Source organism: Frateuria edaphi (assembly GCF_021117405.1).
GTDB lineage: Bacteria > Pseudomonadota > Gammaproteobacteria > Xanthomonadales > Rhodanobacteraceae > Frateuria_A > Frateuria_A edaphi.
Genome location: NZ_CP088251.1, coordinates 2,911,767 through 2,926,941, shown reverse-complemented (window position 1 = coordinate 2,926,941; position 15,175 = coordinate 2,911,767). Strand labels below are relative to the sequence as shown.

Annotated in this window: 12 protein-coding genes and 1 pseudogene; 4 read left to right on the top strand and 9 right to left on the bottom strand. The window is 66.6% G+C overall.

Translation table 11 applies throughout. The features are described 5' to 3' along the window. Nucleotides 1-10: 10 nt before the first annotated feature. The 9 genes and pseudogenes from LQ772_RS13580 to rfbB form a co-directional block, all read right to left on the bottom strand. A complete protein-coding gene (locus tag LQ772_RS13580; protein WP_231321492.1) occupies nt 11-169 on the bottom strand; it encodes a hypothetical protein in 159 nt (52 codons plus the stop codon). A 95-nt stretch (nt 170-264) separates the two neighbouring features. Beyond that, complete coding sequence (locus LQ772_RS13575; RefSeq protein ID WP_231321490.1) at nt 265-639, bottom strand: hypothetical protein; 375 nt, start codon at nt 637-639, stop codon at nt 265-267. 26 nt (nt 640-665) lie between these two features. Then, nucleotides 666-2,852: a toll/interleukin-1 receptor domain-containing protein gene (locus LQ772_RS13570; protein ID WP_231321488.1), complete on the bottom strand. Its 2,187-nt coding sequence runs from the start codon at nt 2,850-2,852 to the stop codon at nt 666-668. 111 nt (nt 2,853-2,963) lie between these two features. Beyond that, nucleotides 2,964-3,620 (bottom strand): annotated as a pseudogene (gene rfbD / locus LQ772_RS13565) (dTDP-4-dehydrorhamnose reductase); the annotation flags it as partial. Nucleotides 3,621-3,705: 85 nt separating this feature from the next. After that, nucleotides 3,706-5,118 carry a mannose-1-phosphate guanylyltransferase/mannose-6-phosphate isomerase gene (locus LQ772_RS13560; RefSeq protein ID WP_231321486.1) on the bottom strand — a complete coding sequence of 471 codons (1,413 nt, stop codon included), beginning with the start codon at nt 5,116-5,118 and terminating at the stop codon, nt 3,706-3,708. Between the two features lie 29 nt (nt 5,119-5,147). Beyond that, nucleotides 5,148-6,080: a dTDP-4-dehydrorhamnose reductase gene (gene rfbD / locus LQ772_RS13555; RefSeq protein ID WP_231321484.1), complete on the bottom strand. Its 933-nt coding sequence runs from the start codon at nt 6,078-6,080 to the stop codon at nt 5,148-5,150. Further along, nucleotides 6,077-6,634 carry a dTDP-4-dehydrorhamnose 3,5-epimerase gene (rfbC, locus tag LQ772_RS13550; protein ID WP_231321482.1) on the bottom strand — a complete coding sequence of 186 codons (558 nt, stop codon included), beginning with the start codon at nt 6,632-6,634 and terminating at the stop codon, nt 6,077-6,079. Before rfbC ends, rfbD (LQ772_RS13555) begins: the two co-directional genes overlap by 4 nt. Next, a complete protein-coding gene (gene rfbA, locus LQ772_RS13545) occupies nt 6,631-7,518 on the bottom strand; it encodes a glucose-1-phosphate thymidylyltransferase RfbA (RefSeq protein WP_231321480.1) in 888 nt (295 codons plus the stop codon). The genes rfbC and rfbA overlap by 4 nt, the downstream gene beginning before the upstream one ends. A gap of 10 nt (nt 7,519-7,528) precedes the next feature. Further along, nucleotides 7,529-8,578: a dTDP-glucose 4,6-dehydratase gene (gene rfbB / locus LQ772_RS13540; RefSeq protein ID WP_231321478.1), complete on the bottom strand. Its 1,050-nt coding sequence runs from the start codon at nt 8,576-8,578 to the stop codon at nt 7,529-7,531. 176 nt (nt 8,579-8,754) lie between these two features. Between rfbB and LQ772_RS13535 the strand changes: the two genes are divergently transcribed. The 4 genes from LQ772_RS13535 to LQ772_RS13520 all read left to right on the top strand — a co-directional run bounded on the left by LQ772_RS13535 (nt 8,755) and on the right by LQ772_RS13520 (nt 15,171). After that, entirely contained in the window at nt 8,755-9,918 is a 1,164-nt protein-coding gene (locus LQ772_RS13535) for a trans-sulfuration enzyme family protein (RefSeq protein WP_231321476.1), read from the top strand. A 170-nt stretch (nt 9,919-10,088) separates the two neighbouring features. After that, nucleotides 10,089-13,586: a glycosyltransferase gene (locus LQ772_RS13530; protein WP_231321474.1), complete on the top strand. Its 3,498-nt coding sequence runs from the start codon at nt 10,089-10,091 to the stop codon at nt 13,584-13,586. Between the two features lie 125 nt (nt 13,587-13,711). Continuing rightward, on the top strand, nt 13,712-14,665 hold the full coding sequence (locus LQ772_RS13525; RefSeq protein ID WP_231321472.1) for a sulfotransferase family protein: 954 nt from the start codon (nt 13,712-13,714) through the stop codon (nt 14,663-14,665). Nucleotides 14,666-14,763: 98 nt separating this feature from the next. Next, nucleotides 14,764-15,171, top strand: a complete 408-nt coding sequence (locus tag LQ772_RS13520; RefSeq protein WP_231321470.1) for a hypothetical protein — start codon at nt 14,764-14,766, stop codon at nt 15,169-15,171. The last annotated feature ends 4 nt before the right edge of the window (nt 15,172-15,175 follow it).

Genomic DNA, 15,175 nt, shown 5'->3' with positions numbered 1-15,175 from the left:
GCGGCGAGTGCTAGCTGGTGCGATTGATGATCGTCGGATCCCGCGTGCTGGCCGCGGCCAGTGTGTCTTCGGGAATCTCGAGTTCCTCGGGCGGGTTGTCGGGCGGTTTGCGCTCGGCGGTCGACTTCGGTTCGTCCGGGGTGCCCTGGGTGGTGCGTGGCTTGGTCATGGTCAGCCTCCGATGGGCCTGGCGGCGGCCGGTACGGCCGCCGTGTGCGTGTACGTCTTGCGTCGTTACGCGCCGGTGATGCCGGTGCGACGGGATCAGTTGTTCTTGATCGATGGATTGGTCGTGGTGCCAGTGGGTATGGTTCCCTGCGTGGAATACTCCTGGCCGTCCAGCGTCAGGCTCAGGCTGTAGATCCAGGTGCCGGTCGAATCCTGGTCGTCGTTGAGGTCGGTCATGGTCATGCGCTGGCCGTTGGCAGCCACCTCGGGCGGGCCGAAAATGCCCGGCGGAGGTGGCTCGACCCATTGCAGCGGCAACAGGTCGCCGCCGGCGGCGTTGCCGGTCAGCTCCCAGGCCAGGGTCTGCGGCTGCGGGCTGCGCCCGACCTGGTTGGCGTTGCCGTGCTGGTCGATGTCGACCAGCCAGGGCGTGGTGGACTTGTCCAGACTGACGTTGAGCACGTGATCCATGGTGTTCTCCCGTGGGGTGGTGGAGGTCAGCGCGCGAGTGCGAGTGCGCGCCGGTCGAGGACGTCTTGCAGGCGTTGCTCGAAGGCGGGGTTGGGCCCGAACGTGATGTCCGCCCGCGCCAGCCGCCGGACCAGCGCCGGTTCGCGGTAGCCCGAGGACCACAGCCGCTGGACCAGCGGACGGGCCTCGTCGATGTGGCCCAGAGCGAGCAGGGCGTCGACCTGCGCGGCGAGCAGGCGGACGTCGCCGGCGCCGCTCTCGACCCCGCGCAAGTCCTGCAGGGCGGACAACCGCAAGCCTTCGGCGTCCTTGCCGGTCTGCAGGTCGGCCAGTTGCAGGCGCGCGCGCACGGTGGAGAGCAGCAGGGCGCGTTCGTCCGGCTGGTCCGCCAGCAGGGGCGTGAGCACCGCCAGCGCGGCCTGCGCGTCGGCCCGCGCCTGGTCAGGGCGCCCGGTCGCCTGCAGCCATGCCGCGCGCTCGATGCGGGCATCGGCCAGGTCCTGCTGCCAGCCGGTGTTGCTGGGATCGTGATGCGCCAGGTCCTCGAGCGTGCCGGTCGCGCGCGCCAACAGGGCGCGGGGCGAGCGGGTGTCGCCCTGCATGCGTCGCAGACGGGCAAGCTGGGTCGAGTACAGGCCGAGGCTCTCCCTGGCGTCGGTCAGGCTGGGATCGAATCGGTGGATGTCCTCGATCACCGCCAGCGCCTCCCCGGTGTCGCGGTCCGCCTGTTCGATGCGACCGGCCAGGGCCAGCGTGCGGGCCAGGATGGCGCGCACGCGCGCCATGTTCTGGTGCTGGCCGTTGTCCTGCGGGTGGGCCTGGCTCAGCTGCGTTTCGATCGCGTCGTCCGCCGAGTACTCGTCGATCGCGGTAAGGAGGTCGCCGCGCATCAGGGCCATCTTGCCGAGGTTGTTGTGCGCCTCGCCCAGGTGTTCGAGCCACTCGCTGCGCGGCGAGGGGTGGGCGGCCAGCAGGCGGCAGCGTTCGAGCATGCGCTGGTAGTGCACGGCGGCTTCGTCCAGGTGGCCCGCCGCTTCCAGGACATGGCCGATGTCGTTGTCCAGCGTGCTCAGTTCGAACAGCACCCGCGGGTCGCTGCGCGCCGGCGCGCCCAGCCGCTCGAGCGTGGCCTGCGCCGCGGCGAAGTAGCGACCGGCCGCCTCGAGGTGGCCCTGGTACCAGTCACTCATGCCGAGGAAGGCCTGCACCCGCGCGTAGGCAATCTGCCTTTCGCGGTCGGCCGGCGCCGCCTGGGCAAGCGCCCGCGCCAGCGGTTCGGCGGCCCGGTACGCGCTCGTGGCGGCGGCCAGGCGCCCCTGGTCCAGCCGCACGCTGCCGATCTTCTCCAGCGCCTTGGCGCGCTGTTCCAGCACGTCGTCGGTCACGTCCGTGGCGGGCAGGGACTGGAAGTAGGCCATCGCCTTGTCGTCGACCGCTTCCAGGATGTCCAGCCGCTGCACCTGCGCCAGCTTGTCGTTGAGGTCGCCGAGCATGAAGCCGATCAACGCCTCGGCCTGCTTTTGCCGGCGCTCGGCGGTGCGGCGGGCGATCATCGCGTCGATCGCCAGCAGGGTGGTCACCAGCATCACCAGCGTGGACAGCGCCGCGACCGCCGCGAGCCGCCGGTTGCGCCGTTGCAGCTCGCGCCGGCGCAGCTGGTCCAGTTCCAGTCCGAGCAGGCCGGCCACGAGCTTGAGTTTGGCCGCCTGTTTGCCGTCCTTGCCTGGGCGCACGTCGGCGGCGATCGGCTCGTCTTGCTCCGCATCGGTCTGGCCGTCCATAGGGCCGCACAACGCGGGGGAAAGGCATTCCTCGGCGGACTGCCCGGCCGGCGCATTGGGTTCGCCGGCGACGATGAGGCAGAAAATGCGATCGTTGCGGCCGAGCCGCCGGAACGCACGTATCTCGGCGCCCACCCAGCGCGAGGCGGCCGCCGCGGGGGAGCACACGACGATCAGGTTGGCCGATTGCGCCAGCGCCAGGTCCACCTTGTGGCCCAGGTCGTGGGAGCTGGCCAGTTCCTCGCGATCGCGGAAGATGGGAGCGAGCCGCCGCGGCACGATGCCCGCGTCCGTGACCTGGCCGACCAGGCGCGAGGGCATGCGGTAGGTTTCCAGGGCACGATGCAGCCACTCGGCCCAGCGCCGGTCGCGGTGGCTGTAACTGATGAACGCGCGGTAGCGGTATTCGCCTTCGGCGGAAACCTGGTTCATGGCGCACGACCCTTTGGCGAGTCGCACAGTCCCCTGGCGCTGGCGGCGGGCGGAACCTAGCACGGCCAGCGTGATGCCGGCCTCACGATGGGGGCGGCAGCCTTCTGCCGGTCAGGGTACCCGGTCGGCCAGCCGGTCCATCACCTCACGCAAGCCCTCGCGCCAGTCGGGCAACGGACTTGCGAGCCACTGGCCCAGGCCGGTGTTGTCCAGCACGGACCAGGCCGGGCGGCGGGCGGGCGTGGGATAGTCGGCAGTTGCGATCGGCAGCACGCGGGGCACGCGCGCGAGCAGTCCCCGCGCATGGGCTTCGTCGAAGATCGCGCTGGCGAAGCCGTGCCAACTGGTATGGCCGCTGGCGACCACATGATGCGTGCCGCGCAACGAGGCGCGTGCGCCGGGCCGTGCGAACCAGCGGTCGAGCAGGGCCAGGCTGGCGCGCACGATCACCGCGGTGGAGGTGGGCGCGCCGTATTGGTCGGCCACCACGCGCAGCTCCTCGCGTTCGGCCCCCAGGCGCAGCATGGTGCGCAGGAAGTTGTGGCCGTGCGGGGCGTACACCCATGCCGTGCGCAGGATCAGGTGGTCGGCGCCGCTGGCGCGCAGCGCTGCTTCGCCGGCGAGCTTGCCGCGGCCGTAGGCGCCCAGCGGGCCGGTAGGCGCGTCGACGGGGTAGGGCACCTTCGCGCTGCCGTCGAACACGTAGTCGGTGGAGTAACGAAGCACGAGCGCATCGTGCGCAGCGGCCCACTCGCCCAGTTCGCCGACGGGGACGGCAGGCGATCACATCTCGTGCGCATGGGCTACTCTAACGCGGCCCAGGGGCTCCAGTGCCCCTCGGCCCCGGTGGGTATCAGGCGCGACCGTAGGCGTCGTCTAGGCGGACGATATCGTCCTCGCCCAGGTAGCTGCCCGACTGCACCTCGATCAGCTCCAGTGGCAGTTTGCCCGGGTTGCGCAGGCGGTGGACGCTGCCGAGCGGGATGTACGTGCTCTGGTTCTCGCCGAGCAGGAACACTTTGTCGTCGCAAGTGACCTCGGCCGTGCCAGAGACCACAATCCAGTGCTCAGCGCGATGGTGATGCTTCTGCAGGCTCAAGGTGGCGCCCGGCTTGACCAAGATGCGCTTGACCTGGAAGCGCTCGGCCGACTCGAGAGAATCGTAACTGCCCCAAGGACGTTGCACGACCCGGTGGATCGAGTGCTCGCTGCGCCCGGAGCGCTGGAGCTCTTCGACGATTTGCTTGACTTGCTGGGCGGCATCGCGGTGTGCGACCAGGGTGGCGTCCGGCGTGCTGACCACGACCAGGTCATCCACGCCGACGGCCGCCAGCAGGTGGCGCTCGTGCGAGTGCAGCAAGCAGTTGCGCGTGTCCAACGCCAGTGTGTCGCCTTCGCGCAGGTTGCCTTCGGCGTCGTGCTCGCCAGCCAACCACAGCGCCGACCAGGAGCCGATATCGCTCCAGCCGCAGCTCAACGGCACCACGGCCGCGCGGTCGGTTTTCTCCATTACCGCGTAGTCGATGGAACCATCGGGCACGCGGGTGAAAGCTTCCGCGTCAACCCGGGCGAAGTCCAGATCGCGCCGCGCCGTGACGTGCGCCGCGCGTACTGCATCAAGCATGGCCGGCGCATAGCGACCGAGCTCCTCGATGTAACGGGCCGCGGTGAACAGAAACATGCCCGAGTTCCAATCATGGCTGCCGTCGGCCAGGTAGGCTTCGGCGGTCGCGTGGTCGGGCTTTTCGACGAAACGACCGACGCGGAAGGCGTCCGTGCCGAGCGGCTCGGCACGGCGGATGTAACCGAACCCGGTTTCCGGACGATCGGGGCGGATGCCAAAGGTTACAAGCCAGCCGTCGTTGGCAAGCCGCAAGGCGGCCTCGACCGCTCGCCCGAATGGCTCCTCATGGCTGATCAGGTGGTCGGCGGGCAACACCAGTAGCAACGCCTGCGGATCGCGCTCAAGCGCTGTCAGGGCGCCCAGCGCAATCGCCGGGCCTGTATTGCGGGCGAGCGGCTCAAGCACGATCGTAGCGTCCTCGATCCCGGCTTCGCGTAGTTGCTCGGCGGCGAGGAAGCGGTGGTCGTCCGTCACCACCACGATCGGCGGGGCCAGGTCAGGCAGATGACGCGTGCGCGCCAAGGTCTGCTGGAAAAGCGTGCCGTGGCCAGTGAGGTTCAGGAATTGCTTGGGCAGGTTCTTGCGGGATACCGGCCACAGCCGGGTGCCGCTGCCACCGCTGAGGATGAGGGGGATCAACATCGGTTTTCCTTGTAGCCGCCTTGAGGCGGTTAGATTTCCTTGGGTTTTGCCAACAGGTTGACGATTTCGCGTAGGCCTTCGCGCCATCCGGGCAGGGCGATGCCAACATGCCGTTCGAATCCTCCGTTGTCCAACACCGACCAGAGGGGACGCCGCGCGGGCGTGGGGAAGTCCGCGGTGCCTATCGGCACGACCCGCGGCTTGTTCGCAATCAGCCCGCGCACGTGGGCTTCATCGAAAATTGCATTGGCGAAACCGTGCCAGCTGGTATGGCCGCTGGCTACCAGGTGGTGAGTGCCAAGCAACGCCTGGGGTGCGGTCGGGTCGGCCTGCCAGCGGTCCAGCGCCACCAGCGAGCCGCGCACGATCAACGCGGTGGACGTGGGCGCGCCGTACTGGTCGGCGACCACGCGCAGCTCATCGCGCTCGGCGCCCAAGCGCAGCATGGTGCGCAGAAAGTTGTGGCCGTGCGGGGCGTACACCCAGGCCGTGCGCAGGATCAGATGGTCGGCGCCGCTCGCGCGCAGCGCTGCTTCGCCCGCGAGCTTGCTGCGGCCGTAGGCACCCAGCGGGCCGGTGGGCGCGTCGACGGGGTAGGGTACACGCGCGCCACCGTCGAACACGTAGTCGGTCGAGTAATGTAGCACCAGCGCGCCGTGCGCTGCAGCCCACGCGCCCAGTTCGCCCACGGCCTCGCCGTTGACGCGCGTGGCCAGCGGCTCTTCGTGTTCGGCGCGATCGACGGCCGTATAGGCGGCCGCATTGATGATGAGCTTCGGCTGCACGCGATTGAGCAGCGCGTCCAGGCCGGGCGCGGCCAGGTCAGCCACTTCGGCGCGCTCGCCATCCCACAACGTGCCCTCGCGCGTGGCCACCACCAGCTCGCCGCGCGCAGCCAGACCACCGTCCTCCACGAAGCTGCGGCCAAGCTGGCCGTTGGCGCCCAGCAGCAGGATTTTCATGGCGAGTAGACGGGGAGGCGCTCGGGCGGCACGTCCTTCAGGAACGGTGCGCGGAGGTCCTTGTCCGACAGCAGCGGGGCGCTGACCGGCCAGTCGATGGCGATGTCCTCGTCGTTCCAGCGGATGCCCGCGTCATGCTCGCGCTCGTACAGCGCGGTGCACTGGTAGCTGAAGGTGGCGAATTCCGACAGCACGCAGAAGCCATGTGCGAAGCCTTCGGGGATCCAGAAATGCCGGTGGTTTTCGGCCGTCAGCATCGCGCCGACCCAGCGTCCGAAGGTGGGCGAGCCGCGGCGGATGTCCACCGCCACATCGTAGACCTCGCCCTCGAGCACGCTGACCAGCTTCCCCTGCGGGTTGGGCCACTGGTAGTGCAGGCCGCGCAACACGCCGCGGGCCGAGCGCGAGACGTTCGACTGCACGAAGCGCACGTCGATGCCAGCCTCGCGATATTTCGACTCGTTGAAGCTCTCGTAGAAGAAGCCGCGCGCATCGCCGAGCACCTGCGGCTCGACCACTGCCGCGCCGGGGATGGCCGTCCGGATGACCTTCATCGCACCAGGCCCTGGTTGACCAGGTTTTTCAGGTACTGCCCGTAGCCGGTCTTGGCCAGCGGCTCGGCCAGGCGCAGCAACTGCTCGGCGCCGATCCAGCCCTTGAGGAAGGCGATCTCCTCCGGGCAGCACACCTTCAGGCCCTGGCGGTGCTCGATGGTCTGGATGAAGTTGCCCGCCTCCATCAGCGACTCGTGCGTGCCGGTATCCAGCCAGGCGTAGCCGCGGCCAAGCTGCTCCAGGTGCAGGGCGCCTTCGCCCAGGTAGCAGCCGTTCAAGTCGGTGATTTCCAGTTCGCCGCGGGGCGAGGGCTTGAGCGAGGCGGCGAAGTCGCAGGCCCGCTCGTCGTAGAAATAAAGGCCGGTGACGGCGTAGTTGGACTTGGGCCTGGAGGGCTTTTCCTCCAGGCCCACCACGCGGCCGTCGCCATCGAATTCGGCCACGCCGTAGCGTTCCGGATCGCGCACCCAGTAGCCGAACACCGTGGCGCCGCGCTCGCGCGTCGCCGCGCGCTGCAGTCGCTCGGTCAGACCCACGCCGTAGAAGATGTTGTCGCCCAGCACCAGGCAGCTGGGCGCGCCGTCGAGGAATTCGCGACCGATCAAAAACGCCTGCGCCAGGCCGTCCGGCGAGGGCTGCACGGCGTAGTGGATGTCCATGCCCCACTGCGAGCCGTCACCCAGCAGCCGCTGGAACAGTGCCTGCTCGTGCGGCGTGTTGATCACCAGCACTTCGCGGATGCCGGCCAGCATCAGGATCGCCAGCGGGTAGTAGATCATCGGCTTGTCGTACACCGGCAGCAGCTGCTTGCTGATGCCCTGGGTGATCGGATACAGCCGCGTGCCGGAACCGCCGGCCAAAATGATCCCCTTGCGTGCGCTCATGCGTGGCTCCTCACGATCCCAGCCGTTCCATGCGGTAGCTGCCGTCCAGCACGCGCTGCACCCACAGCTGGTGCGCCAGGTACCAGTCGACGGTGTGTGCCATTCCGCTCTCGAAAGTGTGCGTCGGCGACCAACCCAGTTCGCGATTGAGCTTGCCCGCGTCGATCGCGTAGCGCCGGTCGTGGCCAGGACGGTCCTTCACGAAGGTGATCAGCGATTCGCGCGGCCGGCCGTCGGCCAGCGGCCGGCGCGCGTCGAGCAACGCGCAGATGGTCTTGACCACGGTCAGGTTCTCGCGCTCGGCGTTGCCGCCCACGTTATAGGTATCGCCCACGCGGCCGGCCTCGAGCACGCGGCGGATCGCGCTGCAGTGGTCGCCCACGTAGAGCCAGTCGCGGATGTTCATGCCGTCGCCGTACACCGGCAGCGGCTCGCCGGCCAGCGCCTTCTGGATCACCAGCGGAATGAGCTTCTCGGGGAACTGGTAGGGCCCGTAGTTGTTCGAGCAGTTGGTGGTGAGCGTGGGCAGGCCGTAGGTGTGGTGGAACGCCCGCACCAGATGGTCGGAGGCCGCCTTGGAGGCCGAATAGGGCGAGTTGGGCGCGTAGGGCGTGGTCTCGCTGAACTTGCCCTCGGCGCCGAGCGAGCCGTACACCTCGTCGGTGGAGACGTGCAGGAAGCGGAAGGCCTCGCGGGCGTCGTTCTCCAGGCCGCGCCAGTAGTCGCGGGCGCCTTCGAGCAGGCCGAGCGTGCCGACCACGTTGGTTTCCACGAAGGCAGCCGGGCCGTCGATCGAACGGTCCACGTGCGACTCTGCGGCGAAGTTGACGATCGCCTGCGGCCGGTGTTCGGCCAGCAGCCGTGCCACCAGTGCGCGGTCGCCGATGTCGCCCTGCACGAACAGGTGCCGGTCGCTGCCTTCGAGCGAGGCCAGGGTGTCGAGGTTGCCGGCGTAGGTCAGCTTGTCCAGGTTGACCACGCGCAGGCCGTCGGCGACCGCCTGCAGGACGAAGTTGGCACCGATGAAGCCGGCGCCGCCGGTAACGAGCAAGGTTTCCATAGGCTCACTGGGAAGTTTTCCAAACTCCGCATTGTGCCACCGCGGGCACTCGAAAGTGTTGTCCTGGCCGGAGAAGTACCCGGGCGATTAAGGCAAAACCCGGGTTCGCGGTTAAGATGGCGGCCCCCTCATACAGTGCTGCCCGTTGGGCAGGTGCGCGAGCAAACGACCTAGCCATGACCAAAAAAGCCGATTCGACCCTGGGACTCGGAACGCGGGCCATCCATGCCGGTCAGCATCCGGACCCCAGCACCGGCGCGATCATGACGCCGATCTACGCCACCTCGACCTACGTGCAGGAGAGCCCCGGCAAGCACAAGGGCTATGAATACTCGCGCACGCAGAACCCGACGCGCATGGCATACGAGCGTTGCGTGGCGGACCTGGAAGGCGGCGTGGCCGGTTTCGCCTTCGCCTCCGGGCTGGCCGCGGCGGCCACGGTGCTGGACCTGCTCGACTCGGGCAGCCACGTGATCGCCATGGACGACCTGTACGGCGGCAGCTACCGGCTGTTCGAGCGGGTGCGCCGGCGCTCGGCGGGCCTGGATTTCGATTTCATCGATCTGAACGACGCCAAGGCGCTGAAGGCCGCGCTCAAGCCCAATACCCGCATGATCTGGGCCGAGACGCCGACCAACCCGATGCTCAAGTTGGTCGACCTGGCCAAGGTCGCCGCCTTCGCGAAGAAGCACGGGCTGATCCTGGTGGTGGACAACACCTTCTGCTCGCCGATGGTGCAGCGGCCGCTGGAATTCGGCGCCGACCTGGTGCTGCATTCGGCCACCAAATACCTCAATGGCCATTCGGACATGGTCGGCGGCATCGTGGTCGCCGGCAACGGGGAACTGGCCGAGCGGATGGCCTTCCTGCAGAACTCCGTCGGCGCCATTGCCGGCCCGTTCGATGCCTTCCTGGCCATGCGCGGCCTCAAGACGCTGCACCTGCGCATGAAGGCCCACTGCCAGGGTGCGCTGGAACTGGCGCAGTGGCTGGAGAAGCACCCTGCGATCGAGCGCGTGATCTACCCGGGCCTGAAGGGGCACCCGCAGCATGCGCTGGCGCGCCGGCAGATGCACGGTTTCGGCGGCATCATTTCTGTCGAGGTAAAAGGCGGTCTGCGCAGAGCCCGAAGGATGCTGGAACGCTGCGAACTTTTCGCCCTGGCCGAATCGCTGGGCGGCGTCGAGAGCCTGATAGAGCACCCGGCCATCATGACGCATGCCTCGGTGCCCCCGGCAAATCGCAAGCGGCTTGGCATCAGCGATGGCCTGGTGCGGCTGTCGGTAGGCGTGGAGGACATCGCGGATCTGCGTAGCGAACTGGATGCGGCCCTGCGCTGAGCGTTAGGGCAGGGCGGATCTGGCCTCTGTCGAACGAATTGCCGGGCCGGCGTCGACATCCAGGTTGCCGGTGCCGACCGAGGTCGAAAGCGGATGGTGCAGGTCGCCGAGAAGACTTACCCGACGGCAGGGCCGCCGTCGGGCTCAATGCAATGTGAAAAGGTAGGTTCATGAATCGGGAGAAAAACCAGTCGAGGGCACTTCTGATTGCCGGCATGCACCGGAGCGGAACCTCGGCCTTGACGCGGCTTGTCAACCTGCACGGCGCCGAGTTGGGCGCTCGACTGACCCCGGCGGCCGAGGACAACGCGAAGGGGTTCTGGGAAAACCAGGCGGTCGTGGATTTCCACGAACGTCTTCTGGCCCAGCTGGGGTCCGCGTGGGATGACCCGCGGCCCCTCCCGGATGACTGGTTGAAGCTTGCGGTCGATGCCGGTTATGCGGATGAACTGCTCGAACTCATCGAGCGCGAGTTCGGGCAGGCCCCCTTGTGGGCGGTAAAGGACCCTCGCATCTGCAGGTTTCTCCCCCTCTGGCTGTCCGCACTGAAGCGGACCGGTACCGAAGTCGGCGTGGTGGTGGCGTTCCGGCAGCCTTCGGAAGTCATCGCCTCACTCAATCGCCGGAACGACCTCGGCGCACCGGTCGGCGCGACGCTTTGGCTCCGCCACCTTGCCGAGTCTGTGGCGGCCTCCGAGGGGACCGTCCGCTGTGCGGTGGGTTACGAGTCGCTACTTTCTGACTGGCGCGAATGCATGCGACGCCTGACCACATGCCTGGGCTGGGACTGGCCGGTGCCGAGCGAGAAGTGTGCCGGGCAGATCGACGCGCACCTGGATGCGCAGATGAGGCATGAGGTCTATTCCCCCGAACGTGACCTGGTGCCCGCAGGCTGGCGCAAGGACGTTCAGGACATCCATGCGGCGTGCCGCGAGATCGAGCGCAGCGGGAATGGCTGGGACATGTTGAGCGCTCGGCTGGGCGGGCTTCTCGAGCGGGACGATTTCCGTTCGCCCCTGGTGGAAGCCCTGCGTCCGAAATCCGTCCAGGACCATTTGCAGGCCAAAGTGGACGAGGCCAACGCACAGCTGGACGGGGCACGCCAGCAGTTGGATGCGCTGCATGCGGAGCACGAAGCGGTTGCCGCGTGGGGAAAGTCCCTGGACAGGGAACTGGATGCCACGGTCAAGCAGATGGAGGCGCTGCGGGCCGAGCACGAGACCGTTGCCACCTGGGCGCATTCCCTCGATCGCGAGGTGCACGACCGGGACGAGCGAATCGCGTACCTGCAGAGTGAGGAGGAACGGTTGAGGGCCAACGTTGAGACCACGGCCAAGCAGATGGAGAAGCTGCGTACCGAGCACGAGACCGTTGCCGCCTGGGCGCAATCCCTCGATTGCGAGCTGCACGACCGGAACGAGCTGATCACCTCCCTGCAGAGCGAGCAGGAACGGTTGAGGGCCAAGGCTGATCGACTTGGTGGCGAGCTGCTCGCGCAAAGGGAGCAATACGACCGGCTCCTGCGTTCGAACTCCTGGCGCATCACCCGCCCGATCCGCGTCCTCTCGATGCTGCTTCGGGGCGATATCGCCACGCTCCGTGCGATAACTGCGCAGCGGCGCATGAACCGCATGATCGCCCGTTCCGGGAGCGCGCCGGTGGCCGGGAATCCGTCTCTGGACGACGCGAAGAAGGTTGCCCGGGCCGGTGAGATCGCTTCGCGTCCCGAGGACCTGCTGGCGGGCCTGACGTTTCCGAGCTATCACTCGCCCAAAGTCAGCATCATCATCCCCGGATACGGCAACCTGCCGGTAACCGCCGCATGCCTTCGCTCCATCCGCGACCATCTACCTCAGGTTCCCGTTGAGGTGCTGGTGATGGAGGATGCGTCGGGTGATCCCCAGATCGATGCGCTGTCGGGTGTTCCGGGGCTGCGGTACGAGGAGAACGAGAAAAACCTCGGTTTCGTGCTCTCGTGCAACCGCGCGTCCGGGCTGGCTCGTGGCGAGTTCCTCTACTTTCTCAACAACGACACCGAAGTCAGCGAGGGCTGGCTCGACGCCATGCTGGAGGTCTTTCGTGACCATCCCGACTGCGGCATGGTCGGATCCAAGCTGGTCTATCCGGATGGGCGCCTGCAGGAGGCTGGCGGCATCATCTGGAACGACGGCGACGGATGGAACTACGGAAGGCTGCAGGACCCCGAGGCTCCGGAATATAACTATGTGCGCGAAGCCGACTATTGCTCGGGCGCCTCGCTGCTGATCCGGCGGGACGTGTTCGAAGAGCTGGGTCGTTTCGACGCGCGCTACGCGCCCGCGTACTACGAAGACACGGATCTTGCATTCAAGATCAGGGAGTCCGGCCGGAAGGTCTATTACACGCCATTTTCAGTGGTGATTCACCATGAAGGGGTTTCGCACGGAACCGACGAAAGCCAGGGTGTCAAGGCACACCAGGTCATCAACCGGCAGAAATTCATGGAGCGCTGGGCCGGCGCCCTGAAAAACCAGCACACCCATGATCCCGCTAGGCTCCATCTGGCGCGCGACCGGGGCAGTTCCCGCCCCGGCATCCTGATTGTCGACCACTACATACCCCAGCCGGACCAGGATGCCGGTTCCCGGGTCATGGTCGACTTCATGCGCTCCATGCGCTCGCTGGGATTACGCGTCGTGTTCTGGCCCGACAACCTCTGGTACGACAAGCCCTATGCGCGGCAGCTTCAGCAGATGGGTATCGAGGTGATCTATGGTCAGGCCTGGGCCGGGAACTTCGAAAAGTACATGGCCGAATACGGCTCGGCCTTGCGGCACGTCATGCTCAGCCGGCCCTATGTAGCCCGCAAGTACATCGAGGCCGTGCGGAGCCGCTCCGAGGCCAGGCTGCTCTATTTCGGCCATGACCTGCATTTCCGGCGCATGCGGCTTCGCAATGAAGTGCAGGCGGTACCGGGCCTGGCCGAACAGGCGCGAGAGATGGAACTGTTGGAGCGTGGCGTCTGGAAAGATTGCGACGTGGTGCTGTACCCCTCCGAAGAAGAGGCGGCCATGGTGCGTGATCTGGAGCCTGGGGTGGACGCTCGCGCGGTGCCGCTGGTCGCATTCGATTCCGTTACCCGTGCGGAATCGGACGGGCGCCAGGGCATTCTCTTCGTGGCCGGATTTGCCCACCCACCGAATGTCGATGCAGCGATGTGGCTGGTCGATGAGATCCTGCCGCGGATCCGCCAGAACAACCCGGACGTGGCGCTCGACCTGGTCGGATCCAACCCTTCGGACGAGGTCAAGGCGCTGGCGAGCGATGATGTGACCGTACATGGTTATGTCGATACTGCCCGGCTGGAGGAGATGTACGCCCGTGCACGGGTCGTCATCGCACCTCTCCGGTTCGGCGCCGGCGTCAAACTCAAGGTGCTCGAGGCCATGCGCCACGGGGTCCCGCTGGTCACCACCTCGGTGGGTGCGCAAGGGCTCCCGGACCTGGCCGCCGACATACCGGTTCATGACGACCCCGCGGAACTTGCGCGCAGCGTTTCCCTGTTGCTCGATGACGACGCCGAGTGGGCCCGCGTCTCGGAGCGGGGATGTGCTTTCATCAGCCAAAATTTTTCCCGTGCGGCGCTTGATGAAGCCATCAATAAGGCTCTTGGCGGCAAGCGCGCCTAGCCGGTCGAATGGGGCGGAAGGATCTAGCGGTCCAAGGGCCGTGCGCCCCGCATCAATCGGTTAGCAGCGTGTTCCCTGCCTGGCCAGGCGACCCCTGAAGTCATTTTTATCTGGAGTGTCAGCAAGTGCACGTCGACCACAAAACGACCAGACCCGAGACGGCCGTCCGTCCCATTTTCATCATCGGAGCGCCCCGCTCAGCCACGTCGGCGATGGTTTGGGCGCTTGGCCAGCACCCCAACATCCAGCCCATGCCCGAGACAGCATGGATCGCGAGCATGGGTGTGGGTGGCTACCTTTCCTACTGCAAAGGCTCCGAGCGCGGGCGGTTTTCGCACCTGTCGAACGTCGAATACCCCATGGAGCCGTTCCTGGAAAAACTGGGAAGATACGTCGACGACGTCGTAAACGATGTCTTCGATGTGCGCTGCCGGCGTTTCTACGGCGATTTCCGCGAAAAGGGGAAGTTGCGCTCAAGCCCGAACAGCCCCAACCCGGAACTCCAGTTGCTCAGGTCGCCGGACGATCCCAAGCAACGGTGGATCGACGGTACCCCGCTGAACTCGCAGTACATCTGGATCCTGTCGCAGATGTTCCCCGGTGCCCGCTTCATCCACAACCTGCGCCGGCCTGACGAGGTGATCACCTCGCTGGAAGGGTTCGCCACAGTAGGTGCCAACCCGCAACCGCTGCGGGACGGGGTCGCGACGTGGTTCCAGCATACGGAGAATGCCTGGTATGCCGAGCAGGCCTACGGCGCAGGCAAGGTATTCCGCGCCGACTTCCACCGGGTGGGGGAGGATCCGGAAGACCTGGTCCGCGACATCCTTGCCTTCCTTGGAGAGGAATATTCGGCCGATTGCCTGCTGCCATTGCAGCGGCGGCTCAATTCCTCCGAGGTGGATGATCAGCGCGAGGCCAATCGCCACAAGTTGCTGAAGATCAAGGACTACGAAAAGGCCGAAACCCTGTTCAGGCACATTGCTTCCTCGGGCGTTCCCGATCAGCCCGATGGGGCGGCTGAGCAGGTGCTAAAACAGCGTTTCCTGGACTATTGCCACGACCGCGAACTGATCTAGAGCCGCCGTCCGGTGGCCGGATCCTTCACCCGCGATACTGCTTTGTTTTTTTTCCCGATCGTTCTTCGCAGCGATCTTCCACAAGAGAACGCGCACTCATGAATTCCAGGATCAGAGGTCTCGTCTGCTCGGCGCTGGCGAGCCTGCTTCTCTCCGGCTGTGGCCCGTCGTACAACGACGGCTCGGGCCTGCAGGCTGGCGCCACAGTGTCATTGAAAATCGTCGGTTTCGGCCCGAAACGCATCGAGGCGGGCGTGCCGTTCAACACGCAGCCGGATGGAAGTGCAGCGGCGTGGGTGCGCCTCGATCACCCGGTCGATGGGAGTCATGCCACCCTGGAGTTTGACGGCACGGCACTGCACACCGTGGCCAAAGGCAGCCTGGTCACCGCGGTCGTGCCGGCCTCCTTCTACGCCCAGGCCGGAACGCACACGCTGGACGTGGTCGAAACGACGAAGGAAGGCACAAGGATATCGAGCGAAAAGGTCGATCTAATCGCCAGATGACCCC

Excerpts from the sequence above, each read along its gene's own strand:
- LQ772_RS13580 (WP_231321492.1), bottom strand. The coding sequence starts at position 169 with ATGACCAAGCCACGCACCACCCAGGGCACCCCGGACGAACCGAAGTCG.
- LQ772_RS13575 (WP_231321490.1), bottom strand. The coding sequence starts at position 639 with ATGGATCACGTGCTCAACGTCAGTCTGGACAAGTCCACCACGCCCTGG.
- LQ772_RS13570 (WP_231321488.1), bottom strand. The coding sequence starts at position 2,852 with ATGAACCAGGTTTCCGCCGAAGGCGAATACCGCTACCGCGCGTTCATC.
- LQ772_RS13560 (WP_231321486.1), bottom strand. The coding sequence starts at position 5,118 with ATGTTGATCCCCCTCATCCTCAGCGGTGGCAGCGGCACCCGGCTGTGG.
- rfbD (WP_231321484.1), bottom strand. The coding sequence starts at position 6,080 with ATGAAAATCCTGCTGCTGGGCGCCAACGGCCAGCTTGGCCGCAGCTTC.
- rfbC (WP_231321482.1), bottom strand. The coding sequence starts at position 6,634 with ATGAAGGTCATCCGGACGGCCATCCCCGGCGCGGCAGTGGTCGAGCCG.
- rfbA (WP_231321480.1), bottom strand. The coding sequence starts at position 7,518 with ATGAGCGCACGCAAGGGGATCATTTTGGCCGGCGGTTCCGGCACGCGG.
- rfbB (WP_231321478.1), bottom strand. The coding sequence starts at position 8,578 with ATGGAAACCTTGCTCGTTACCGGCGGCGCCGGCTTCATCGGTGCCAAC.
- LQ772_RS13535 (WP_231321476.1), top strand. The coding sequence starts at position 8,755 with ATGACCAAAAAAGCCGATTCGACCCTGGGACTCGGAACGCGGGCCATC.
- LQ772_RS13530 (WP_231321474.1), top strand. The coding sequence starts at position 10,089 with ATGAATCGGGAGAAAAACCAGTCGAGGGCACTTCTGATTGCCGGCATG.
- LQ772_RS13520 (WP_231321470.1), top strand. The coding sequence starts at position 14,764 with ATGAATTCCAGGATCAGAGGTCTCGTCTGCTCGGCGCTGGCGAGCCTG.